The sequence below is a fragment of the Streptomyces sp. NPDC030809 genome (genome assembly GCF_055572195.1).
Window position 1 is genome coordinate 102,751 of the sequence record NZ_JBVIDV010000015.1, and the last position, 23,944, is coordinate 126,694.

21 protein-coding genes are annotated in these 23,944 nt (G+C 75.7%); 8 read left to right on the top strand and 13 right to left on the bottom strand.

Annotation, left to right across the window (positions count from 1 at the left end; all coding sequences use genetic code 11):
- The first annotated feature begins 160 nt into the window (after positions 1–160).
- Together ACZ407_RS20830 and ACZ407_RS20835 are read left to right on the top strand one after the other, a co-directional pair.
- A complete protein-coding gene (locus ACZ407_RS20830) occupies positions 161–3,547 on the top strand; it encodes a S8 family peptidase (protein ID WP_468130259.1) in 3,387 nt (1,128 codons plus the stop codon).
- Positions 3,548–3,709: 162 nt separating this feature from the next.
- Positions 3,710–4,936, top strand: coding sequence for a GNAT family N-acetyltransferase (locus ACZ407_RS20835; RefSeq protein WP_468130261.1), 1,227 nt, complete (start codon positions 3,710–3,712; stop codon positions 4,934–4,936).
- 40 nt (positions 4,937–4,976) lie between these two features.
- Here the strand turns inward: ACZ407_RS20835 and ACZ407_RS20840 are convergent, their stop codons facing one another.
- The 9 genes from ACZ407_RS20840 to ACZ407_RS20880 all read right to left on the bottom strand — a co-directional run bounded on the left by ACZ407_RS20840 (position 4,977) and on the right by ACZ407_RS20880 (position 13,048).
- Entirely contained in the window at positions 4,977–6,017 is a 1,041-nt protein-coding gene (locus tag ACZ407_RS20840) for an iron-containing redox enzyme family protein (RefSeq protein ID WP_468130263.1), read from the bottom strand.
- An 8-nt stretch (positions 6,018–6,025) separates the two neighbouring features.
- A complete protein-coding gene (locus tag ACZ407_RS20845) occupies positions 6,026–6,292 on the bottom strand; it encodes a CDGSH iron-sulfur domain-containing protein (protein ID WP_468130265.1) in 267 nt (88 codons plus the stop codon).
- Positions 6,276–6,917 carry a HemK2/MTQ2 family protein methyltransferase gene (locus ACZ407_RS20850; RefSeq protein ID WP_468130440.1) on the bottom strand — a complete coding sequence of 214 codons (642 nt, stop codon included), beginning with the start codon at positions 6,915–6,917 and terminating at the stop codon, positions 6,276–6,278. Before ACZ407_RS20850 ends, ACZ407_RS20845 begins: the two co-directional genes overlap by 17 nt.
- Before the next feature lie 175 nt (positions 6,918–7,092).
- Positions 7,093–7,305: a DUF6479 family protein gene (locus ACZ407_RS20855; RefSeq protein ID WP_468130267.1), complete on the bottom strand. Its 213-nt coding sequence runs from the start codon at positions 7,303–7,305 to the stop codon at positions 7,093–7,095.
- A gap of 580 nt (positions 7,306–7,885) precedes the next feature.
- A complete protein-coding gene (locus ACZ407_RS20860; protein ID WP_468130269.1) occupies positions 7,886–9,274 on the bottom strand; it encodes a hypothetical protein in 1,389 nt (462 codons plus the stop codon).
- Positions 9,275–9,466: 192 nt separating this feature from the next.
- A complete protein-coding gene (locus ACZ407_RS20865) occupies positions 9,467–10,672 on the bottom strand; it encodes an ABC transporter permease (protein ID WP_468130271.1) in 1,206 nt (401 codons plus the stop codon).
- On the bottom strand, positions 10,672–11,463 hold the full coding sequence (locus tag ACZ407_RS20870) for an ABC transporter ATP-binding protein (RefSeq protein ID WP_468130273.1): 792 nt from the start codon (positions 11,461–11,463) through the stop codon (positions 10,672–10,674). Before ACZ407_RS20870 ends, ACZ407_RS20865 begins: the two co-directional genes overlap by 1 nt.
- Positions 11,460–12,518, bottom strand: a complete 1,059-nt coding sequence (locus ACZ407_RS20875) for a peptidoglycan-binding protein (protein WP_468130275.1) — start codon at positions 12,516–12,518, stop codon at positions 11,460–11,462. Before ACZ407_RS20875 ends, ACZ407_RS20870 begins: the two co-directional genes overlap by 4 nt.
- The gene (locus tag ACZ407_RS20880; RefSeq protein WP_468130277.1) at positions 12,515–13,048 is read right to left on the bottom strand and encodes a hypothetical protein; all 534 of its coding nucleotides are present in this window, start codon (positions 13,046–13,048) and stop codon (positions 12,515–12,517) included. Before ACZ407_RS20880 ends, ACZ407_RS20875 begins: the two co-directional genes overlap by 4 nt.
- An 88-nt stretch (positions 13,049–13,136) precedes the next feature.
- On the opposite strand from ACZ407_RS20880, the gene ACZ407_RS20885 reads away from it, so the two are divergent.
- The 5 genes from ACZ407_RS20885 (at position 13,137) to ACZ407_RS20905 (ending at position 17,276) form a co-directional block, all read left to right on the top strand.
- The gene (locus tag ACZ407_RS20885) at positions 13,137–13,796 is read left to right on the top strand and encodes a response regulator transcription factor (protein ID WP_468130279.1); all 660 of its coding nucleotides are present in this window, start codon (positions 13,137–13,139) and stop codon (positions 13,794–13,796) included.
- A complete protein-coding gene (locus ACZ407_RS20890; RefSeq protein ID WP_468130281.1) occupies positions 13,793–15,082 on the top strand; it encodes an ATP-binding protein in 1,290 nt (429 codons plus the stop codon). The genes ACZ407_RS20885 and ACZ407_RS20890 overlap by 4 nt, the downstream gene beginning before the upstream one ends.
- Positions 15,083–15,192: 110 nt before the next feature.
- Positions 15,193–15,879 (top strand): M15 family metallopeptidase, encoded by a 687-nt coding sequence (locus ACZ407_RS20895; RefSeq protein ID WP_468130283.1) that lies wholly within the window; start codon positions 15,193–15,195, stop codon positions 15,877–15,879.
- 177 nt (positions 15,880–16,056) lie between these two features.
- On the top strand, positions 16,057–16,860 hold the full coding sequence (locus ACZ407_RS20900) for a class E sortase (protein ID WP_468130285.1): 804 nt from the start codon (positions 16,057–16,059) through the stop codon (positions 16,858–16,860).
- A gap of 194 nt (positions 16,861–17,054) precedes the next feature.
- Positions 17,055–17,276 carry a hypothetical protein gene (locus ACZ407_RS20905; RefSeq protein ID WP_468130287.1) on the top strand — a complete coding sequence of 74 codons (222 nt, stop codon included), beginning with the start codon at positions 17,055–17,057 and terminating at the stop codon, positions 17,274–17,276.
- 75 nt (positions 17,277–17,351) lie between these two features.
- Here the strand turns inward: ACZ407_RS20905 and ACZ407_RS20910 are convergent, their stop codons facing one another.
- Together ACZ407_RS20910 and ACZ407_RS20915 are read right to left on the bottom strand one after the other, a co-directional pair.
- Positions 17,352–19,943 carry an RCC1 domain-containing protein gene (locus ACZ407_RS20910; protein ID WP_468130289.1) on the bottom strand — a complete coding sequence of 864 codons (2,592 nt, stop codon included), beginning with the start codon at positions 19,941–19,943 and terminating at the stop codon, positions 17,352–17,354.
- A gap of 94 nt (positions 19,944–20,037) precedes the next feature.
- Positions 20,038–21,246 (bottom strand): CinY protein, encoded by a 1,209-nt coding sequence (locus ACZ407_RS20915; protein WP_468130291.1) that lies wholly within the window; start codon positions 21,244–21,246, stop codon positions 20,038–20,040.
- Positions 21,247–21,401: 155 nt separating this feature from the next.
- Here ACZ407_RS20915 and ACZ407_RS20920 point away from each other — a divergent pair, with 155 nt between their 5' ends.
- Positions 21,402–22,400 carry a S41 family peptidase gene (locus tag ACZ407_RS20920; RefSeq protein WP_468130293.1) on the top strand — a complete coding sequence of 333 codons (999 nt, stop codon included), beginning with the start codon at positions 21,402–21,404 and terminating at the stop codon, positions 22,398–22,400.
- A 38-nt stretch (positions 22,401–22,438) separates the two neighbouring features.
- On the opposite strand, the gene ACZ407_RS20925 is transcribed toward ACZ407_RS20920, so the two are convergent.
- Complete coding sequence (locus tag ACZ407_RS20925; protein WP_468130295.1) at positions 22,439–23,239, bottom strand: hypothetical protein; 801 nt, start codon at positions 23,237–23,239, stop codon at positions 22,439–22,441.
- Between the two features lie 42 nt (positions 23,240–23,281).
- On the bottom strand, positions 23,282–23,857 hold the full coding sequence (locus ACZ407_RS20930) for a TetR/AcrR family transcriptional regulator (protein WP_468130297.1): 576 nt from the start codon (positions 23,855–23,857) through the stop codon (positions 23,282–23,284).
- Between the last annotated feature and the right edge of the window lie 87 nt (positions 23,858–23,944).

Consider the following 23,944-nt stretch of genomic DNA (forward strand, 5'->3'; position numbering starts at 1 on the left):
CCGGCGGCCCGCGGAACCGGACCGCGGACCTCCGGCCGGGACCGTCAACTCCCGAGAATTCAGCGGTGATTGGGCCAGCACGCCGAGAACCGCTCGGCCCCGTGGTGCGTGTTACAGGACGACTTCTCTTGGCATGCCCACACAGACGGGGGAAACGCGCGTGGGACGCATTTCGAAAGCAGGAACGGTGGCGGTCGCCGCCGCCGTGGCCGGAACGCTGATCGCGGGGGCGGCCCCGGCCGGTGCCCGCTCCGGCGCACCGGACGGCGCACCGGGGAGCCACCGTACGAACGCCACGGCGAAGACCGCGCCGAAGACCGCGAAGGCCCCGGTGGCCGTCACGCTCGTCACCGGGGACAAGGTGCTCCTCGGCGCCGACGGCCGCGTCGCCCGGATCGAACGCGCCCGGGGCCGGGACGGGATCGTGTTCACCGTCCGGCGCGAGCCCGGGCACACCTACGTCATCCCGCAGGACGCCCTGCCCCTGCTCGGCGCCGGGGTCCTCGACCGGCGGCTCTTCGACGTGGCCCGGCTGGCCGCGGACGGGTACGACGACGCGCACCGCAGCACCCTGCCCCTGATCGTCGGCCACCGGAGGGACGCGGGACGGGGCGCACCGGACGCGTTCGCCGCCTTCCGCGGCACGTTCGACGGGCTCGCCCGCGACCGGCGCGCGCTGCCCGCCGTGGACGGCGAGGCGTTCACCGCGCCCAAGTCCCGTACCGCGGAGCTGTGGTCGGCGGTCACGGGCCGCCGGGCGTCCGCCGCCGACTCCGGTACGGGCTCCGGCACGGCAGCCCCCGCGGCACCCGTCGCCCACCTGTGGCTGGACGGGAAGGTGCGCGCCGCCCTGGAGCAGAGCGTGCCGCAGATCGGCGCCCCCACCATGTGGCGGGCCGGCTACACCGGCAAGGGGGTCAAGGTCGCGGTCCTGGACACGGGCATCGACCAGACCCACCCCGACCTCAAGGGCCTGGAAGTCGCCCAGAAGAACTTCAGCGGCTCGCCGGACTCCGCGGACCGTCACGGCCACGGCACCCACGTGGCCTCCACCATCGCCGGCTCGGGAGCGAAGTCCGGCGGCCGCCGCAAGGGCGTGGCCCCGGGCGTCCGGCTGCTCGACGGCAAGGTCCTCGGCGACGACGGCTGGGGCACCGACTCGGGCATCGTCGGCGGCATGCAGTGGGCCGTCGACCAGGGCGCGAAGGTGGTCAGCATGAGCCTCGGCGGCGCCGACGAGGCCGCCGTCGACCCGAAGGAGGCCGCGGTCGCCCGCCTGTCGGCCAAGGCCCTGTTCGTGGTGGCCGCCGGCAACAGCGGGGACGAGCCCGGCACCATCGCCTCGCCCGGCAGTTCCCCCGCGGCGCTGACGGTCGGCGCCGTGGACAAGCAGGACCGGCTCGCGGACTTCTCCGGTCGCGGCCCCACGGCGGCCGGGCTCGCCAAGCCCGACATCACCGCCCCGGGGGTGGAGATCACCGCCGCCCGGAGCACCCAGGTCACCCCGCCCCCGGACAGCGCGTACACGACCATGTCGGGCACGTCCATGGCCACCCCGCACGTCGCCGGTTCCGCCGCGCTGCTGCTCCAGCAGCACCCGACCTGGAGCGGCGCCCGCATCAAGGCCCTGCTGACGGGATCCGCGAAGCCGCTCGCCGCGACCGGCCCGCACCAGCAGGGCACCGGCCGGGTGGACCTCGTACGCGCCCGCACCGCCTCCGTCGTCTCCGAGCCCGGCACCCTCGACTTCGGCACCCGGCTGTGGCCGCACGGCGACGACAAGCCGGTCGCCAAGACGCTCACCTACCGCAACCTCGCCGCCCGGGCCGTGACGCTCAAGCTGAGCCTCGCCGCGACCGGCCCCGGCGGCCGCCCGGCCCCGGCCGGGATGTTCACCCTGAAGAACGCCCAGCTCACCGTGCCCGCCGGCGGGACCGCGCAGACCACGGTCACCGTCGACACCCGCAAGGGCACGGCGGACGGCACGTTCGGCGGCACGGTCCTGGCCGCCGGCGGCGACCAGTCGGTGCGCACCGGCCTGGTGGCCGTCCGCGAGGTGGAGTCGTACGACATCGCCTTCCGGCACATCGCGGACAACGGTGCGCCGGCCGGGAACTACGCCACCTCGATCCTCGCGCGCGGCCGGTACGGCCTCAAGCGCATCGACCTCCCCGACCACGCCGACGGGATCACCGTCCAGCGGCTGCCCAAGGGCGAATACCTGCTGGAGAGCCTGGTGTTCAGCCCCGGCAGCGACAACCGGACGGCCGTCTTCGTCCAGCCGCAGCTGAAGGTCACGGGGAAGGCCACGGTCCTCCTGGACGCCCGCAAGGCCAAGCCGTTCGCCGTCACCGCCCCGGATCCGGCGGCCCGGCGGGTCTCGGCCAACGCCGGGTACGACGCCCCCGCGATGTCCGTGGGCACCTCCTGGGCCATCGGCGGCGCGACGCGGTTCAGCACCGCCGGACTCGGGGCCGCCTCCCCGGGGATGCAGGCGCAGTTCCAGGGCCTCTGGAAGGTGCCCGGGACGGCCGGCCGGAACACCGACTACCGGTTCGCGTTCCACCGCACCGGCAGCTGGTTCACCGGCCTCAGCCACGCCGTCACCCGCGCGGAGGTCGCCGAGGTCCGGCTCGGGGTGGGGGCGTCCGTCACCGCGAAGGGCCGGGTCTACGCGACCCCGTACGCGGACGACGGCTTCAGCGTGGGCTCGCAGGCCCCGCTCGACGGGAACCTGCCGCTGAGCGCCACCCAGTACGTCAACACCGCCAACGCGAACTGGCACTGGAGCGCGGCGCAGCTCGACGCGCAGGGCAACGAGGTCAGCAGCCACTCCGCCGGGCCGGTGGCGTACACGGCGGGCAAGCGGTACGTGCTGAACTTCAACACCGGTGTGCTCGGCCCCGACCTGGGCGCCGGGTTCGAGCAGGGCGCGACCCGCACCGGCGACTGGCTCGACGCCAGCGTCATGATGTTCGTCGACGGCAGCGGCCACGAGGGCGGGGCCGTCGCCGACGGCTACAGCCGGCTGGAGTCCGGCGGCCGCGTCATCGCCGCGAACACCTCGCCGGGCTGGCTGAGCGCCGAGGTCCCGGCCGCCTCCGCGGGCTACCGCCTGACCATGGAGGCCACCCGGCCCGCCTCGGTCACCGCCATCAGCACGAAGGTCAACGCGTCCTGGACCTTCACCTCGGCCCGCCCGGCCGCGGACCGGACCGCCCGGCTGCCGCTGTCCACCGTACGGCTCTCCCCGCAGCTGCGGCTGGACGGGACCGCACCGGCGGGCGGCACGCTCAAGGTGCCGCTGCACGTGGCCGGGGCGGCCGCCGCGCGCGGCAAGGTCGCCGCGCTGACCGTCAGCGTCTCGTACGACGGGGGCGCGACCTGGAAGGCGCTGGCGGTGGCCACCGACCCCGCGGGGGCGCGCTCGGTGACGGTGAAGCACCCGGCCGCGGCCAAGGCCGCCACCTTCCGCGTGGACCTGAAGGACACGTCCGGCAACACCGTCCGCGAAACCCTGACGAACGCCTACCGCCTGGCGCCGTGACCTGATCCGTCCCCGCACAGCGCACGACCGGGCCCCGGGTCCACGGCCCGGGGCCCGGTCGTCGGAGCGGTAATTCGTTTGACCCTGTGACGCAGGGCGGTTGCACTGTGGCGGGGCGCCGCGGGGTGCGGTGTCCGCGCGTACGGGGAGGCAGTGGCAGCAATGGAGATCCGTCCCACGACCGGCCAGGACCTGGAGGTCTTCGTCGACACGGTGCACGCGGCGTTCGGGCGGTTCCCCGAGACGCCGGCCGAGGACGGCGGCGGGGTGTTCTGGTCGGCCTACGAGATGGACCGGAGCCTGCTGGCGGTGGCGGCGGACGGGCGGCCCGTGGGGACCGCCGGCGCCTACTCCTTCGAGCTCACCCTGCCCGGCGAGACCATCGTCCCGGCCCCCGGGGTCACCGCCGTCGGGGTGCTGCCCTCGCACCGGCGGCAGGGCGTGCTCACCGCGATGATGCGGCACCAGCTGGCGGAGTTCCGCGACCGCGGCGCGTGCCTGTCCGTCCTGCTGGCCTCCGAGGCCCTGATCTACCGCCGGTTCGGCTACGGCCCGGCCACCTACACCTCACGGCTGACGGTGCCCCGCGGCCGGGGGGAGTTCGCCGTGCCGCGGGCGGCCACCGGCGCGGAGACCGGGGCGGACACCGGCTCGGTCGAGGTGCTGCGCCGGTCCGAGTGCGGGGAGGTCCTGGAAGAGGTCTACGACCGGTACCGGCGCGCCCAGCCCGGGGCCCTGTCCCGGCCGCACCACTGGTGGACCCTCGGGGCGGGACAGCCCCCGGTCGCACGGACCCCGCGGTACGTGGCCCTGCACCGGGACGCCGACGGGGTGCCGGACGGGTACGCCAGCTATGCGCTCTCGGAGTCCGGCACCCTGACCGTGGACGAGACCGTCACCACCGACGACGCCGTGTACACGGCGCTCGCGCGGTTCCTGCTCGCGCACGACCTGGTCGACGAGGTCGTGTTCCGGCACGTCCCGGACGGGCACCCGCTGCGCTGGCAGCTCCGGGACTTCCGCGCCGGGGAAGTGGGCGGGGTCACCGACTGGCTCTGGGTGCGGCTCCTGGACGTGCCGCGCGCGCTGACCTCGCGCGGCTGGTCCGCGGACGGCGAGCTCGTCCTCGACGTGACCGACCCGTTCCTCGGCGAGCACGGCCGCCACCTGCTGACCGTACGCGACGGCAAGGCGGACTGCGTCCCGACCGACCGGGAGCCCGACCTGTCGATGGACATCGGCGACCTCGGCTCGGTCTACCTCGGCGGCACGGCTCCCAGCCGGCTGGTCCGGGCCGGGCACGTCACCGCCCACCGGCCGGGCGCGGCCGCGCTCGCGGACGCCCTCTTCCGGTCCGAGCGGGCCCCGCACTGCCTCCACTGGTTCTGAGCCCCGCGCCCCGCGCCGCCCGGCCCGTACCCGCCGCGCCTCAGGGGAGGGTGCGCAGGGCGGACCGGCCCTGGTCCCAGGCGGTGCGCAGGTGGGCGGCGAGGCGGTCCTCCACCAGGAGGGTCGCCGCGCAGCCGAAGGCCACGTCCGGTTCCAGTGCCGGCCGGCCGGCGAGGAGCCCGGCGATCACCTCGTGCCGGACGACCTGCTCGTGGACGGCGTCGGCTTCCACGTGCTCGGCGTAGAAGCGCTCGGCCGCCGGGCCCGCGCCGCACCGGCGCATGGCCTGCGCCAGCCGCCGCGAGCCGGGCGAGGAGGTCACCTCCACGCACGCGAAGTGGCCGATCAGCGCGCCGAGCAGGGACCGGTGCAGGCCCAGCAGGGACATCAGGTTGACGGTGGCCAGGGCCGGGGCGGGGGCCCGGTCCAGGTAGCGGCCGTAGCCGGGGTCGAGGCCGAGGTCGGCCATGAGCTCGGCGAAGAGGCGGGCGTGGACCGCCTCGGGGTGCCCCGCCCCGAACTCGTCGTACTCGATGGCCGCCATCGCGGCCTTGGCCCGGCCGGTGAGCCGGGGGAGGGCCCAGGCGTGGGGGTCGGCCTCCTTGAGGTGGTAGAGCGAGCGCAGGGCCGCGTACTCGCGCAGCTGCCAGAGCTCGCCCTCGGTCGCCAGGCGGTGGCTGAGGCTGCCGCTCAGGTCCACCGGCTCCACCAGCAGCGGGGCGAAGGCCTCCGCCACGGTGGCCGGGGCCTCGGCGGTGCCGCTGCGCAGCGCGCCGAGGAAGGGCGCCTCCAGCCGGCTGCGCAGCCGCAGCAGATCCGGGTCCCATTCGAGGCGGTCCTCCACGCCTTCGAAGCCGCGGTAGTGGAGCTCGTAGAGCAGGTAGAGCGCCAGGTGCAGGTCCTCGCCCCAGGGATCGGCCGCCGCGGCTGCCACGGCCGCGTCGGCGTCGGGGCCGGCCGGGGGCCGCCCGGTGCGCAGGGCTTCCACCACGGCGTACGACAGGGCGCCGCGCGGCGCCGGCAGGGCCGGGGCCCGCTCGGAGCGGGGCAGGGTGGCGGCGGCAGGTCGGTGGACGGTCACGGGTTCCCTCACTGCTCGGTCGGGGTCGTGGTCGGATGGGGGGCCGGGTCCGGGTCGGGGGCCCGGGTACGGGAGCGGCGGCGGTGGCTGGTGTCGCACCACGGGTACGAGCGGCTGCGGCGGCAGGTGCAGACGGCGACCACGAAACGGTCGGACCGGGCCGTCGTGCCGTCCTCCAGGACGATCTCCACGGGACCCTCCACCAGCTTCGGCCCGGGGTCCTCCGGCGGCCACAACTCCGTGTCCCGGCGGCGCGGCTCAGAGGTGGCGGGCACGGATGACCACCAGCTCTTCGCGGTCGGCCCCGTCCGCCGCCAGACCGCGTTCCTCCAGCCAGGCCCGGCGGGCGCGCAGCACCGGACCCCAGGGCGTCAGGGTGCGCGCCGTGACCTGCCCGCGCAGTCCGTGGCGGGCCAGCAGGCCGAGGGTGCGTTCCGTCCCGCACAGCTGCGACTGGACCATCAGGAGGACCCCGCCCGGGTGCAGGACGTCCGCGGCGGCCGCGCAGATGCGGTCGATCACCGCCCGTCCGTCCGGTCCGGCGTCCCAGGCCCGGGCGGCACCCGTGGGTGGCCCGGTGTCCGGGCTGGGAACGTACGGCGGGTTGGCCAGCACCAGGTCGAAGCGCCGGCCCCGGGTGCGGGCGGCGAAATCGCCGTGCAGGACGCGCAGCGGCAGGCGGTGCCGCCAGGCGTTGAGCCGGGCCGCCAGCACGGCGGGCCAGGCCACGTCCACGGCCGTGACCTGCGCCCCCCGCGCCGCCGCGCACAGGGCGAGGGCACCGGTACCCGTACCGATCTCCAGGACCTCGGAACCGGGTCCCACGGGCTCCCGGGCGAGGGCGTGCGCGAGCAGTCTGGTGTCGCACTGGGGGCGGTACACGCCCGGCAGCGCGATCAGACGCGGGGCGGGGGCGCCGTGCGCGAGGGCGGAGGCTGCCGGGCTCGGGGGGCTGCCGGAGCCGGCGGCCGTGCTGGTGGTGCCGGCGGTACCGGCGGTGCTGGTCAACGGGGGTACCTCCTGGACGGGAAGCCCGGCCGGTCCCGGCGGCCGGGTGCGAGGGCGGTTCGGCACGTCAGGGGGACTCGTCCGGGGTCTGCCAGGAGTCCTCGCGGGCCCGGGCGGGCGGGGTCTGGTCCGCGGGGCGGGCACCGGGGTCCTTGCGGGCCCGGACGCGGTGGGATCCCCACCAGAAGGCGGCGATCAGTACGGCGGCCACGACCACTCCGGCGAGGATCAGCCAGAGGCTCGGGGACGCGGCGGCGGCGAGAGGCAGCGAAGCGATCATGCGGCGCGCCTACCCAGGGTCCCGCGCAAAATTCCGGCATCGTTCCGGTTCTCGCGCCCCGTGCCGCCCTCCGGCCCCACGAGTGGCGCACCGGCGTCCCGCATGCCGCGACCGGTCGTGCGGGCCGCGCGCGGGGCGCGGTCTTCAAGGGCGCGTCCGCGGTCGAGACCTTCGCCCGCGCGTACGAGCCGGGCCACGAGGCGCCGCTGCACCGGCCGAACCGGGTCCCGGTGCTGTTCCAGGAGCGGATCGACGGGCCGGACGTACGGGTCCACACGGTCGGCGGGGAGGCGTTCGGGGGGCGATCCACTCGTCCGAGCTCGATTACCGCACCGTGACCGGCGTCAACGACTACCGGCCCCTCGACCTTCCGGACTCCGTGGCCGAGGGCTGCGCCCGCCTGACCGCCCACACCGGGATCCCCTCCGCGGAGTGGACTTCGAGATCGACCGGGCCACCGGTGGGTGGTACTTCCCCGAAGCCAACGCCCTGCCCTGCTTCGAGGGCTGCGACCGCCGTGCCGGCGGGGCCATCACGCGGGCGATGGCCGCCTGGCCGGCCGCGCCGGACGGGGGCCCGGTCAGCCCGTGCAGCCCGGTACCGCACCGGCCGGGCTGCAGTTGTTCGGCCGGTTGTCCCGGATCACGTCGCCGGCCAGCGTGAGGAGGCCCGAGGCCTTGTAGATGCCGCCGCCGTCGCCCGCCTTGTTGTGGGCGATGGTGTTGCGCTCCAGGGTGCTGCTGCCCTGGCCCGTGGTGCCGCCGCCCTGGTAGAGGCCGCCGCCCTGGGCGGTGCCGCCCTTCGCCGCGACGGTGTTGCGGAGGATCTCGTTGCGCCTGGCCGTCAGGACCCCGCCGTCGGGGTTGTCGATCCCGCCGCCCTGGGCCGTGCCGTTCGGGGCGTCGGCGCTGTTGCCGGTGATGCGGCTGTCGGTCAGCTCCAGCGTGCCGAAGGGGCCCATCCGGACGCCGGCCCCGCGCGCGGTGCCGTGCTCGGCGACCACGCGGTTGCCGCTGATCTTCACGTCGGTCACCGTCATCACGGCGTTGTTCGCGATGGCTCCGCCCTGGGCGGCGCCGCGCGGTGCGTGCGAGGTGTTGTCGTTGATGGCCCCGCCGGTCACGGTCATCCGGCCCGGTGCCGGAACGCCGTTGGCGACCGCGGCGCGGGCGATGCCGCCCGGGGCGTAGGCGCGGTTCTTCGCGAACACGGTGTGCTCGATGGTCACGGGGGCGAAGCTGATGATGCCGGCCCCGAAGGCCACGCTCTGGGTGTCGGCGGTGACGGTCGCGGTGTTGCCGGTCACCCGGGAGCGCGTGAGCTTCAGCGGGCCGTCGTGCGCGATGCCGGCGCCCGCGGCGCTGCCGCCGGTGTTGCCCCCGTCGTAGACCACGCGGTTGCCGCTCACCTCGGTCTGGGTCACGGTCCCGGTGCCGGCGTTGTCGATGCCCCCGCCCTGGGCGAACGCCGCGGACTCGGACGTGTTGCCGGTGAACCGGCTGTGGCTCACCCGCAAGGTTCCCTTGCTGGAGATGCCGCCGCCGCAGGCCACGCCCGGCTGGTCGGGGAAGGCCGGGCAGTCCGTGGCGTGGCCGCCGCTGACCGTCGTGCGGGTGAGGGTGAGGCTGCCCGGCCCGTCGACGTAGAGGATGCGGAACTTCGGCACGTTCTTGCCGCGCCCGTCCCTCCTGATCGTGGCCCCCCGCCCGTCGATGGTGATCTCACTGGTGATCACCGGCAGGCCGGTGCCCGGCTGCGAGGGATCGGGCGCCGTCAGCCTGTACGTGCACGAGCGGGCCAGCCGCAGCGTGTCCGGTCCCGGTGTGCCGTTCGCGGTGCGGATGGCGGCCACGAGGTCCGGCACCGAGCACCGGACCTGCACGGTGGCGGCGTGCGCAGCGGGGGCGGGGAGCGCGACCAGCGCACCCGCCACGAGGCCGAGGGCTGCCGGGACATGACGACGGGACATGAGGACTCCTTCTCATCGGTGGGGCCGGCCGTCGGCGGACCGCGGACGGCAACCGGCCGAGCCCAGCCGACCACGCACACCTGCCGCCGACCTCCCGGCCTGATCCGTACGGGCGCGCGGACAGCCCGTACGGACGACGGGCGGGGCCGGGCCGCCGCCCCACCCCGCCCAGTGCCCGCCGCGCGGCCCGCCCTACGCCGCCCCCAGCGCCAGCGTCGGAGACAGCCGGGAGGCCCGTACGGCCGGATAGAGCCCGGCAACCGTGCCGATCAGCAGCGTGGCCCCGAAGCCGCCGGCCACCGCCCACGGCGGCACCACCCACGGCAGCCCGCCCGCCGCGGCGTACACGCCCGTCACCGCGCCGCCCAGGGCCACCCCCGCGAGGCCGCCGAGACCGGACAGCATCAGGGACTCCGTGACGAACTGGATCCTGATCTGCCCCCGGGTCGCCCCCAGGGAGCGCCGCAGGCCGATCTCGTGACGGCGCTCCAGCACCGAGATGATCATCGTGTTGGCCACGCCCACCCCGCCGACCAGCAGGGCGATCCCGCCGAGGCCCAGGAGCAGCGCGGAGAACGCGCCCTCCGTGGCCGCCTTGGCCTGGAGGGCCGCGGACGGGTCCCCCACCTGGACGTTCTGCGGGTTCTGCGGGTCGATCGTCGGGGCGAGGAGCTTGCGTACGGTGGCCACGGACGCGTCCGCGGACCGCTCGTACACCGCCGTCGGGTGCCCGTCGAAGCCCAGCAGGTCCTGCGCGGCCCGCCAGCCCACCAGGGCGGAGCGCTCGACCTCGGGCGCCAGGGGCAGCGGACCGAGGATGCCGACGACGGTGAAGTACCGGTCGCCGATCCAGACCTGACGGCCCGGCTCGGTGATCCCGAGCCGCTCCGCCGCCACGTGCCCGAGGACCACGGAGGGGTAGCGGCCGTTGGCCGCGTTCAGCCAGGTCCCGGTGCCGATCGTGCCGCGCAGCACGCCGAGCAGCCCCTCGGTCGCGGCCTTCACCGCGATCCCGCCGGTCTCGCCTTCGGGGATCTTCTCGGAACGCCGTACCGAGTGCCGCAGCTCGCCGGTGGCGCCGACCCCCTCGACCCCCGGGATCCGGCCCACCATCCCGACCGCCTCCTTGGGCAGCCGGACCTCCTCCCCGCTGAACATGCCCTCGCCCGGCTTGGCCACCAGCATGTTCGTGCCCAGCGCGTCGAGCTGCCGGATCAGCTGCGCCTGGCTGGACGCGGAGATGCCCACCACGGCGATCATGGACGCGATGCCGATGGCGATGCCGAGCGCCGACAGCACCACCCGTACGGGCCTGCTGCGCAGCCCGGCCGAGCCCACGTGCAGCACGTCCCGTGGGGTGAGCCGGGCGGCCTTGAGGCCCCTGCGCGTACGGGCCATCAGAGGGCCTCCTTTCCGGACGGGACGGGGGTTCCGTCCCCGGGTCCCGCGCCGGCCCGGGCCCCGGCCGCCGTGTCGGCCCCCGCGCCGGCCCGGGCCCCCGCCCGCGCGTCGGCCCCCGCCCCCGCGACCGGCGTCAGCCGCCCGTCGCGGATCCGCACCTGGCGGGGCAGCCGTTCCGCGATCCCCGTGTCGTGGGTGATCACCGCGATCGTGGTGCCCTGCGCGTTCAGCTCGTGCAGGAGTTCCATCACCGCCTCGCCGGACGCCGAGTCCAGCGCCCCCGTCGGCTCGTCGGCGAGCAGCAGATCCGGCTCGCCGACGACCGCGCGGGCGATTGCGACCCGCTGCTTCTGCCCGCCGGACAGCTCGTGCGGCCGGTGCTCCATCCGGTCGCCGAGCCCCACCCGGGCGAGGGCCTCGGCGGCCATCGACCGCCGCCGGGCCCGGGACAGCCCGGAGTACAGCAGCCCTTCGGCCACGTTCTCCACCGCGCTCACCCCCGGCACCAGGTGGAAGGCCTGGAAGACGAAGCCGATGTGGCGGGCGCGCAGCGCCGACAGCCGCCGGTCGGACAGGGCGGCCACCTCGTGCCCCGCGATCTCGACCGTGCCGGAACTGGGCCGGTCGAGGGTGCCGACGATGTGCAGCAGCGTGGACTTCCCCGACCCGGACGGGCCCACGATGCCGAGGAGTTCGCCCTCGGCGACCGTCAGGTCCACCCCGTCGAGCGCGCGCACCCCGCCCGCGTACTCCTTGGTGACCCCGCAGAGCCGTACGACCGTGCTCATGGCGCCGGCACCCCGATCCGCATGCCCTCGCGCAGCCCGCTGCCCGTGACCTCCACCCGGCCCTGGCCGAACATGCCGAGCTCCACCTTCACGTCCCGGGCCCGGCCGTTCTCCACGACCTGGATGCCGAAACCGCCGGCGGGCAGCGCCAGCAGCGCGTTGACGGGCACCGAGAGCACGTTCCTGCGCGTCTCCCCGGTCAGCTCCACCGTGACCGGGGACTGGTCGATGCCCGACACCTGCCCGGGCTTGTCGAAGGAGACCGTGACCTCGATCTTCGGGGTCCGGTCCTGCGGGTCCTGGCCCGCCGACGCGGTCCGCCCCACCGAGGAGACCTTCCCCGGCTGCCGGGACCCGTCCGGGAGCCGGACGAAGACGCGGGTGCCGAGCTTGGCCGTGCCGGCGTCCGCGACCGGGATCTTGAACCGTACGACCCGCTCGGAGCCCGTCACGGTCAGCACCGGCCGACCGGGGGCGACCTGGTCGCCCGGCGCGGCGCCCGCCTCCTTGACGCGGACCGCGCTGCCGGCGAAGGCGACGGCCTCGGGGCCGACGGTGCCGGTCCGCTTCGCCCCGTGGGACTTCTGCCAGCGCTTCACGGCCTCCGCCGTCTTCTCCGTGTACTCCTCGTCCACCGTGAAGCCGGTGTGTCCGAGGGCGGCCAGGTTCTCCTCCAGCTGCCGCACGTCCTTGCCCTTCGCGCCCGGCTTGAGCGTCCGGTACATCGGCTCGTCCCCGTACATCAGCCGGACGGGCTCCCCGTTCACCTCGTACAGGCGCTGGTCCCGGGAGACCGTGGAGCCGCCCGGGGCCACCCACGTGAGGGTCCCGGACGGGCCCGCGTTGATCTTCCGTTCGCCGAGGTGGCCGAGGGTGCCGTCCTGCTGCGAGCTGTCGCTGAGGTCCGCGCGGGTCAGCGGGACCGTGGCCGGCGGCAGCCCGGGACGGGCCGCCTGCTGCGGTGCGTCCGCCGGGCGCAGCGCGGTGACGGCCGCGCCGCCGCCCGCGACCGCGGCCACCGCGGCGAGGGCGGCCACGAGGGTGCGCCGCTTCACCGCGACACGCTCTCGCAGGCCTTGTTGGCCTTCTCGAACTTCTTCATCTCGGCGCCCTGGGGTATCGGCCGCGCCGCCGTCATGCCGCCTTCGCCGAAGGTCGGGTCGGGCATGTCGTACCCGTTCTTGCGCATGCACTGCGCGTACCGGACCATCTTGTCCTTGTCGGCCTGGGTGAGCTCCTTGCCCGCGCCGGCCCCGCCCTTGTCCCGGCAGGCCTTGAACGCCTTCTCCATCTTCTCCTTGGAGACGCCGTCACCGCCGATGGTCAGCCCGACGCCCTCCTCGCCGGGCTTGGGCTCCGGCACGTCCAGCCCGTGTGCGCGCAGGCACTTGCGGTGCTCCAGCGCCTGATCCGCCTTCTTGCCCTCCTCGCTCACGCTCTTGCCGCCGGTGCCCGATCCGCCCGTCCCGCTCCCGCCGCCGGCGGTGCAGGCGGTGGCGAGCAGGCAGAGGGCGGCGAGCGAGGCGGCGGCCGCGAGCTGGAGGGTCTCCCGGGTACGCCGGTTCGTCATGCGTCGGTTCGTCATGGGGGCCAGCGTGCGGGGAGGCGGTGTTTCGTTTCCCTCAGCGGATCGGTTAACAGAGACGAAAGGTCACTTCCGCTACACAGGGGACATGCGCGTACTGGTGGTGGAGGACGAGGCGTTCCTCGCAGAGATGATCGCCGAAGGGCTGCGCCGCGATGCGCTGGCCGTCGACGTGGCGGGCGACGGCACCGAGGCCCTGCGGAAGATGGAGTTCGCGGAGTACGACGTCCTCGTCCTGGACCGCGACCTGCCCGGGATGCACGGGGACGAGGTCTGCCGGCAGGTCGTCGCCCGGCGGCTGCCGACCCGGATCCTGATGCTGACGGCCTCGGGAACCGTACGGGACCGCGTCGCCGGGCTCGGCCTCGGCGCCGACGACTACCTGACCAAGCCCTTCGCGTACGACGAACTCCTCGCCCGTGTCCTCGCCCTGGGCCGCCGCGCCCGGCCCGCGCTGCCGCCCCTGCTCGAACGCGCCGGGATCGTCCTGGACACCGCCCGCCGCCAGGCCAGCCGCGAGGGCCGGCACCTCCAGTTGTCCCGCAAGGAGTTCGCGGTCCTCGAAGCCCTGCTGCGCGCGGAAGGGGCCGTGGTCAGCGGGGAGGACCTCATCGAGCAGGTGTGGGAGGAGCACACCAGCTACCGCACCAACGCCGTACGCGTCACCCTCAGCAAACTCCGCGCGAAGCTCGGCGATCCGCCGGTGGTCGAGACCGTGCCGGGCGCGGGCTACCGGATCGCCTCGTGAGCGCGGGCACCCGCGGGACGGCGGGCGCGGCGGCCCGGCGCATCCCGGCGGCGGCGCTGCGCGTCACCGCGGCGCTGCGCCGGGCCACCGGCGGCGAACGGGCCCGGCTGACCGCCCTGTACGGCGGACTGCTGCTGCTCGCCGGGGCGCTGCTCACGGGCGTGGTGTACGTCCTCGTCCAGGAGGGGCTGTACGCCTCGATCAGCACGGCGGTGACCACCGCCGTGCCCGCGCAGCGGCTCCAGGACCTGCCGGCCGCGTCCGCCTCCCCGCTGTGGCAGCCCGCCGCCCCCGCCACCGCGGCCCCTGCCCTGCCCACCGGACCGAGCCGCGGCCTGGCGCTCACCCGGACGCTCAGCGGCGCCGCCGAGAGCGCCGCGCTGGAGCGGCTGCTGACCGTCTCGCTCGTCGTCCTCGCCGCGTACGCCGTCGCGTCCGTGGCCCTCGCCTGGTGGATGGCGGGACGGGTGCTCCGGCCGGTCTCCGTGATCACCGACACGGCCCGCCGCCTGTCGGGCGAGAACCTGCACGAGCGGATCGCCCTGGCGGGCCCGCCCGGGGAGCTCAAGCACCTCGCCGACACCTTCGACGACATGCTCGCGCGCATGGAGCGCCTGGTGTCGGCGCAGCAGCGGTTCGCCGCGAACGCGGCCCACGAGCTGCGGACGGCCCTCGCCGTGCAGCGGGCCGCCGCCGAGATCGGGCTCGCGGGCGAACCGGACGGGCCGCGGGTGGCCCGTATCCGCACCAAGCTGATCGAGGTCGCCGACGACAGCGAACGGACCATCGACGGCCTGCTGCTGCTCGCCGCCTGCGACCAGGGCCTGCCGGAACGGCGGCCGGTGGCGGTGCACGAGGCCGCCCGGCGGGCGGTGGACGCCCTGGCGGCCGAGGCGGCGGAGCGGGGGGTGAGCGTCTCGGCCGAGCTGCGCCCCCTGACCGTCCCCGGCGACGAGGTCCTCCTGGACCGGCTCCTGCACAACCTGCTGGCGAACGCGGTACGCCACAACCGCCCGGACGGCACCGTCCGGGTCCGCACCGGCCCGGACGGCATCGAAGTGGCGAACACGGGCCCCGAGATCCCCGCCGAGGTGGTCCCCCTGCTCTTCGAGCCCTTCCGCCGCCTGTCCGAACGCACCCACGCCCCGGGCGAGGGCGCAGGCCTGGGCCTGTCCATCGTCGATTCCATCGCCCGCGCCCACGGCGCGACGGCGGAGGCGGCACCGAACGCCGCGGAGGGCGGCCTGACGGTCCGGATCCGCTTCGCCGGTCCGGGGACCGGCTGAGGCGGCCGCCGAGGGCGGTCGCTCAGAGCCATCGGCGGCGAGCCTCCGGCCGGGGGCGGCCGGCTGACAGCGGCCGGGCGGGCCCGGCCGGGCCGATCTACGATGGCGGGGTGCGGTACCGCCCGGCGCGCGTGGCCCTGCCCGCTGCCGTGATCTGCGTGTCGCTGGTGTCCTGTGGGGTGCCGGAGGCGGCGGCGCCGGTGTCCCGGGCCGTGGCCGGGCACCCGACGGCGGAGCTCGACGCCCGCGTCTCGGCCGTGCCGGCGGCAAAGCTGGGCGCCGCCCACCGGCCCGGCTGCCCGGTGCCGCCCCGCCTGCTCCGGCTGGTCCGGATGAACCACTGGGGCTTCGACGGCCGCGTCCACCAGGGCGAGCTGATCGTCCACCGCGATGCGGTCGCCCCCCTGCTCCACGTCTTCGGGAAGGCCTTCGAAGCCCGCTTCCCGATCCGCAGGATGCGTGTCACGGCCGCCTACGGCGGCAGCGACACGAGGTCGATGGCCGACGACAACACCTCCGCGTTCAACTGCCGCAAGGTCACCGGAGACCTCCGGCGCCCGTCCCGGCACTCCTGGGGCGATGCCGTGGACATCAACCCCGTCGAGAACCCGTACGTGGACCGCCACGGCAGGTGCCACCCGCCGAACGGCCTGCCCTACCTGGACCGGGACCGGGCCGCCCCCGGCATGATCCGGCCGGGGGACGCCGTGACCAGGGCCTTCGCGGAGGTCGGCTGGTACTGGGGTGCCCGCTGGTCCGCCCCGGACTACCAGCACTTCTCCGCGAACGGCGACTGACGCCGGCCCCTGGAGGCCGCCGCCCGCGCTGCGGCCCGCCCCGGAGCCCATGGCCCACGTCACGTGCAGGAGCCCTTCTCCGGAAACGGAGCCTCGGATACCGTCGTTTTTCGCCCGTTACGGGGTGACCTTCACACCCCCGCGGCGCCACCGCCCGGCGACAACCTGGAAGCCCCCATGCCGCGTCACCGAACCCTTCCCGCCGTGCTCGCCGCCACCGCCCTGGCGGCCGCCCTGACCGGCTGTGCCAGCGCGGCCGACGCGGCGAGCGGGGCTCCCCACGGGGCCGGGCCCGCCGCGGCCGCCGCGCCGCGCCAGGCGGCGGCCCCGGCCGCAGCCGCCGCAGCCGCCGCGGCCCCGCCCCGCGCCACCGCCGCCGCAGCGGTGGCCGCGGCCGCCACGCCCTCCGCCGCACCCGCACCGCGGACCGGACCGTCCGCCGCCGCGCGCACCCGCCCCGCCGTGCTGGACATCCCCGGCATCGGCCTGAAGGGGCTGCGGGTCCTGCCGTACGAGGGGACCACCGACGACCCGGCCGGCACCCGCATCCAGGACCGGGGCCTCGCCGCCAGCCCGTACGGCGAGCAGGGTGGTACGGCACCGGGCCGGATCGGCAACTACCTGGTCACGGCGCACCGGCTGTCCGCCGGCGGCCCCCTGCGCGAGCTGCCCGCCCTGGACCCCGGCGACTCGGTCTTCGTCCGCGTGGACGGCACGGTGTACGAGTACCGGATCACCCAGACGCGGAAGACCTCCTTCCGGTCGGAGCGCTCCCTCGCCGAGCAGCGGGCCGCGGTCCCCGGCGAGCCGGGGGCCGTACCCACCCGGGCCATGATCACGATCTCCACCTGCGCCACTCCCGAGGACCACGCGGAGGGCAACTTCTGGCGGGACGCCCAGGGCAACCCCGAGCACCGGATCGACAAGATCGGCGTCCTGGTCGCGTCCCGGCCCGCGACGGGCACGTCCAGCACCCCGTGACCCCGCCCGTGAGGCCGTACCGGAACACCCACCGGAACACCCGCCGGTACGGCCTCACGTGCACCCCGGGGACGTTGCACCGGTCCGGTGCGGGCGGGGAGAATCGGCGGGTGCCCGGGCCGTCGCCCGGTGCCGGTCGCCGGGCCGGAGCGGGCGGGGGCCCCGCGTCCCGGGACGGGGAGGAGGGCGGACGGATGACGCCGGACGGACCCGCGGAGCGGGAGCCGGTGCTCGACGACTACGCGGACATGTGGACCACGGGACTCGACGCGTGGCAGCTGGAGCGGGCCGGGAGCGGGTACGTGCTCGTCCTGAAGGGCGAGCGGCCGATGGAGGTGGCGGTCTGTCACGAGGCGCTCGCCGAGCAGATCATCGCCAGGATGCTCGCCGCAGGGGTCGAGATCGTGGACGGGTGAACCCGGGCCGGCGCCCGGGCCGGCGAGCCTTCCGGACGGCCGGAAGGCCCGTCGGCGGAGCAGCCGGAAGGCCCGTCAGCCGGAGACCGCGTAGCCCGCGCCGCCCCCGCCCAGAACGGGGCGGGTGGTCCGCACGCCCGGGACGCGCAGGGGCACGGGGCTCAGGGTGAGGGTGCCCGGCTGGGGGGCCGGGTTCCACCAGTCGTGCCAGCGCTGGCCGAGTTCGCCGCCGCCGTTGTCGCCCCACGCCCACACCGACCCGTCGGCGCGCACCGCGTAACCGTTGCCGTAGCCGGAGCCGATGGAGGTCACCCCGGTGAGGTTCTTCACCGGGGCGGCCGTGCTGCTGTGCCCCTGGCCGGGACCGTCCGCCGATCCGCTGGTGCCGCGCCCCAGCTCCCCGCTCTGGTTCCAACCCCACGCCCACACCCGGCCGTCCTCCCGCAGGGCGTAGCCGGCCAGCCCGAGGGAGGAGGCGATGGCCTTCACCCCGGTCAGCCCCTTGACCTTGGCGGGGAGGAGCGCCACCTCGCGGTCGGTGCCGCTGCCGAGCGCCCCGCCGTACTTGTCGCCCTCGCCCCAGGCCCACACCGTGCCGTCCGTGCGCAGGGCGAAACCGTTCATGGCGCTCGCCGCGATGGCGCGCACACCGGTGAGGGCCTCCACGCGGACCGGGGCGTACGCGTCGTCGGTGCGGCCCGTGCCGTCCTTGCCGTTCGCGAGCCGCCCGCGCAGGGCGTCGCCCCAGGCCCAGACCCGGCCGTCGGCGTCGAGCGCGTAGCCGTTCATCCCGCCGACGGCCACCTGCACGATGCGGCTCAGGCCCGGGATGCGGGTCGGCACGTCCACGACCTCGTCGTGCGGCGGCTGTCCGAGGCCCAGCTCCCCGTTGTGGTTGAACCCCCAGGACCAGACGGTGCCGTCCGCGCGCAGCGCCAGCGTCACGTCCTGGCCGGAGGCCACCGCGGTGACCCGGTCGATCCGCGCCTTCACCGGTACCGTCACCACCGTGTTGCGCGCGTGCGTGCCGTTGCCCAGCTGCCCGTTGACGCTGTGCCCCCAGGCCCACAGGGTGCCCTGCGCGGTGAGGGCGTACCCGTTGCGCATCGAACTGCCGCTGACGGCCACGACCCGCTCGGGGCCCGCGACGGTGCCCGCCCGGAACGGGGCCCCGACCACGTGGCGCAGCGGCGAGTTGCTGCCCCAGGTGCAGAGCGTGCCCGGGACCGTGCAGGGCGCCCCGGCGGGGGCCGCGTACAGGTACTCCAGGCGTTTGCCGTACGCCGGCAGGTCGGAGACCCGCAGGTGGGACGCGAGCGGGAGGTCGCCGAACGGGAGCGCGAAGTACGCGGCCCGCTGCGTACGGGCTTTGAAGGTGTACGCCCGCCAGCTCGTGGGACCCCGCCAGTCGGTGGGGTACGCGAACACGTCGGTGCGGCGGGCGACCGCCATCGCGACCAGGTCCATGTTCACGGAGTACTGCTTGTCCTTCTTGACGAACCGCCAGCCTTTCGCGCCCTGCGCGAGCAGCAGCACGGCCCGGTCGAAGCCGAGGCTCCGGGCGGCCCGGTCCATCTCGGCGGCGCCCACGGGGGTGCCGACCCGGCTGCCGAAGAGGCCGGCGGCGCTGTCCTTGTCCCGCTGGGTGTACGGGTAGGTGTAGCCCTCCTCCTTGGTGTGGATCATCGCCTCGGTGTAGTGCCGGCCGGCCCCGAACCGTTTCGCGTCCAGGCCGATGGCGCGGGCGGCGGCATCACCGGTCACCACCCACTGGAGGGTGCCGCCCCGGCGCAGGTACCAGGCGCCGTTGTCCCCGCGGACGGACCGCCCGTCGGGGATCTCCTCGAAGAGCTGCTGGTACGCGCGGGCCGTGGCCACCGCCGCGTTGTGCCGGTCGAAGGCGGCCTGCTCGTCCGCGGAGCGCGGGGCGGGGGTGCCGTCGGCGAAGAGCCTGAGGCGGAACGCCCGGGTGTTGGGACCGTTGAGGTCGATGAAGTGCTCGGGCATGCGGAACCGGCCGGTGCCCGTGGGGAGCACGGTGCGGCGCTGGAACTCGCCGTCCGACTCCTTGTTGTACTCGGCGACCTCCACGCCGCCGTCGGGCCGGACCTTCTCCACGAAGGCCACGTGCCCGAACCGGCCCGGCCCGGTGGCGCTCGTCGGCTCCCACTGCGCGAGGTCGCCCACCTCGGGGGCGCGGTCCACCCGGTAGCCGGCGGCGAGCGCCCCCGTGTCCCAGTCCCCGGCGTCGTGCCAGCCCCGGACGTCCGTGCCGAACTCCTGGAGGGCCCGCCACCAGGCGTAGTCGGTGCAGTTGCGGTAGCCGTAGCCGGCGGGGCTGTTGACGCTGCCGTTCTTCTCGAAGTCACCGAGGGCGGGGTCCCCGACGGGCACGGCGTCGTGGTGCGGGTAGTTCCCGTAGGAGTTGTACGCGATCTGGTCGGCGCCGTCGGCGCTCGCCCGTACGCCTCCGCCGCCCGCGCCCGCCCCCACGCCTCCGCCGGCGGCAGCGTGCACCCCGCTCCCGCCGGCGAAGACCAGCGCCATGGCCAGCAGTCCGCGTACGGCCGCGGCGCGCGCCCGGCACGCGCGTGCCCGGCCCGTCCGCGCCCGGCCCGCCCGCGCGGTCCTCCGTACGCGGCCCTGCATCCGGTCCGTCCCGCCCATGTGGCCCACCCGCCCCCGGTCGTGGAGAGCACCACGCTAGCGCCCCGGACCTTGGTCATGCGGGCTTCCGGAAGGACTCCGTCCCGGCGGCGCCTCAGCGGCAGTCGCGCACCGGGTCGTCCTGGGTCATCGCGCACGCCATGCGCTGCCCGCGCTCGGCGCCGTAGCGCGCGATGAGGGCGCTGCGGAAACCGGCCCACTGCGCGCGGGTGTCGGCGATGGCGGCCTGCACGGCGGCATTGAAGTTGTCCGCGATCTTCCCCCGGGCGGTGGTGGGGGAGGAGGTCGCGCCGGTGGCGGGGTCGATGGTGCCGTTGTCCTTGTTCAGGACGCCGTGGGTGATGCGGCCGCCGCAGCCCCACGGGTTGATGCTGAAGCAGCCCGTCGAGAGCCCGGCGGGGATGTCGGCGGCCGAGGGGGCCGCGGCGTTCAGCCGCAGGAAGGGCGCCGGACCGGTACGGGCCAGCCCGGGCGGGTTGGTGACGCCGATCGCGGAGCGGCTGTCGGACCGGTCGGCCCAGTTCGAGTGCGAGTAGAAGTCCTCGGTGCCGTGCAGCGCCCGGCCGAAGCCCTCGATGGCGTTGCACTTGGCGCGGCCCGCGACGCCCAGCACGAAGGTGCAGTCGGAGCCGAGGTCGGTGCCGGAGGCGCTCACGGCGCCCGCGGTGTTCACGAGCGCGTCCGCCCGGTCCACCCCGCGGTTGAACTGGGTCTTCAGGTGCGCGATGCAGGCCTGGAGCACGGCGGTGGCCTGCGCCCGGGTACGGGGGTAGCCGGGCGCATCGAGGTGGTCGGCCCCGTCGCAGTGCGCCGCCTCCGTGAAGATCTCGTCCATGTCCGGGGCGCCGATGGCCCCCGTGGTGCCGTTGGCCCCGGCCAGCTGGCGGATGGAGGCGGGCTGGAAGCAGAGCCCGGCCGCGCCCGGGGCGGTGCCGGGGGCGCAGGCGAGGGCCGCGCGGGTGATCCGCTCGTGCTCGGCGTTCTGCCCGAGGCTGTTGATGGTGCCGAAGTACTGGACCGGCGGTATGCCGCCGCCCCCCGGCTTCGGCTTGACGGGCTTCGCGGGCCCGGGCAGTACGGAGGCCCCGGCCGCCCGGGACGCAGCAGCCGCCGCGGAGCCCTCGGCCGCCCCGGACACCGTGGCCGTCCCGGCCGTCTTGGCCGCCCCGGCCGTCCTGGCGGCAGGCGCCGGGAGCGGGGCGGCCCCCGCCGCCGTCGCGAGCCCGGCCACGAGGGCGGTCGTGGTGATGCCTGCCGACAGCGCCGCGAGCAGCGGCCTGCCCCGGCGGTGAGTCATCGTCATGATGCGTTCCCCTTGTCGAGACCCGTGCACCGCTTCTCCGGTGGACCGGGCCGGTCGAGGGAAAATATAGCTACCCTCCGGTAAGCAGACCTCCGCCCGGCCCTGTTGACCGGCCGGGTCGGGGTCGGGGCACGACGATCGAGGGAGGGGCGCCGGTGCGCAGGGCGCTGGGGAAGCGGGCCGCGGTGGCGGCGGTCGCAGGGCTGCTGCTCGCGGCGGCGGGGTGTGCCGGACCGCCCGAGGAGCACGCGGGGAGCACGGCCGGCGTGGGCGACGGGGCCCGGGCCTACCTGGAGGGCGCCCTCGGCGTGATCGAGCGGAACTCGCTGCTGCGCCACGAGGCCGATTGGAACGCCGTACGGGCGGCTGCGTTCCGGCGTGCGGAGCGGGACCGGGCGCGGACGCCCGCGCAGACCCACCCGGCGATCCGCGAGGCGCTGCGCGAACTGGGGGACGGGCACAGCGCGTTCCTCGACCCCGGACAGGCCGAGGAGGAGACCGCAGCGACCGCCGCGGAGCCGCCCGCCGTCGAGCTGCTGCCGGGCCGCATCGCCCACGTCACCCTGCCGTCCGTGCCGAACGAGGCGGCCGGCGCGCAGTACGTGCGCACGGGCCGGGCGGCGGTGGCGAAGGCGGCGGCGCAGGGCGCCTGCGGATGGGTGATCGACCTGCGCTCGAACCCGGGCGGGGACATGTTCCCGCTGCTCGGAGCCGTCGGCGCGGTCCTCGGCGACGGCACGGCCGGGGCCTTCGTGGAGCCCGACGGCACGCGCACGCCGTGGGTCGTGCGCCAGGGCTCCCCGGCCGGGCAGCTGCGCGCCTGGGGTCCGGCGCAGCCGCTGCCCCGCCCCGCGCCGCCGGTCGCCGTGCTGACGAGCGACCGTACGGCCAGTGCCGCGGAGGCGGCGGCCATCGCGTTCCGCGGCCGCCCGGACACCCGCTCCTTCGGCGAGCCCACCCACGGGCTGACCACGGCGAACGAGGCGCACCGCCTCCCCGACGGGGCCGTGCTGGTCCTGGCCGGCGCCCGCGAGGCGGACCGTACCGGCCGGGTCCACCCGGGCCCGCTGACCCCCGACGAGCAGACGGACGAGGCCCGCGCCCTCCCGGCCGCCGCCCACTGGCTCCGCACCCGTCCCGCCTGCCGCCCCTGAGGGTCCCGACGCCCGGCATCCCGCACGAAGGGACCGGCTCAGTGCGCCCAGGGCAGCCGGACCGCCTCGATCTCCGGGTCGTGCAGCAGCGCCTCGACGAGGGTCGGAGGGCCGGCGACCTTGGTCCCCCACAGGTCGTAGTCGGTGCACAGCACCCACGACCGGTCCTCGGCCCAGAGGTTGGAAGGGCTGTAGTCCGCTTCGGACCGGTCGTAGAGGACCTCTGCGTCGCCGAGCCGGCCCGCGCGCACGTGCAGGCGGTCGAAGTCCGGGTCCGGCAGCATCAGCGGGGTGGAGTAGGCCAGGCAGCGGGTGTCCGGGCCCCGGCTGCTGTGCTCGGCGAGGACGGCGGTCAGCCGGTTCCAGGTCTCGCGGTCCAGGCTGCCTTCGGTCGGCGGGCTCATGCCCAGCGGCCGGCTGCCGTCCTTCCTGACCGAGGGAAAGCACCGGTGGGAGGGCAGCAGCCCCTCGGGCACGACCGGGTCGCCGGTCCGGCGGGCGAGTTCGGCCCAGCGCAGCCGCCGCCAGCCGGGGCCAGGGTGCCGGGCCCGGCCCAGTCCGCCGCCCGTGGCCACGCCCACCGCGTCGAGGTCGATGCCCGCGACCACGTGCGGCTGCACGCTCCCGTCCGCGAGCCGGGCCCGGCGGTACTCGTCGTACGAGATCCCGGACGGGCCCCGCTCGTGTTCGTACATGGCGTTGAGCACCCACACCGCGTCGGGCATCGCCGGGGGCATGAACCCGAGTACGCCGTCACCGCACAGTTCCGTCAGCCAGTCGGTGGCGTCGGATGGCACGACCGGCCACAGCGCGGACAGCGGGTCCGGTTTCTCGTACATCCGCCCATGGCCCCAGGTGGGCATCCGGACCCGGCCGCCGCCCTACAGGTCCAGGAGCGCCGACAGGGTGGCCGTCGCGAGCTCCTCCGGCGCGCCGGTCAGGCGGAAGCGGGCGTGCGGGCCGCGCAGGCTCAGCGAGGCCAGGCCGTGCACCGCGGCCCAGACGGACCGGGCCATCAGCTCCGCCGGCACCCTCGCGGAGACCAGGCCCGCCCCCTGGGCGTCCGCCACCGCCCGCACCAGCACGTCGAACGAGTCCAGCCCGAGGGTGCTCTCCAGCGGCCGGCCCCGGAACATGGTCACGAACAGGTCGGGATGGTCGTGCGCGAAGCGCACGTACGCGCCGCCCAGGCCCAGCAGCCGCCCGCGTACGTCCTCCTCGGCGGCCGCGGCCGCTTCGAGGCGGGCGTGCAGGGTGGCATACCCCTCCTCGGCCACGGCCGCGAGCAGCTCCTCGCGGTTCTCGAAGTGGCGATAGGGCGCGGCCGTGCTCACCCCGGCCCGGCGAGCCACCTCGTTGAGGCTGAACTGCTCGTGCCCCCGCTCGGCGAGGATCTCGCGCGCCCCGTCGATCAACGCCTGGCGCAGGGCGCCGTGATGGTAGGTCTTGCGTGCCATCCGACCGTTCCAGCTGGTGAGTTCCGGGCATTCGGCAGCGAGGGGCTTCCCGAGCGGGTCAACGGCCCGGCCGCGCTGTTATGTTAG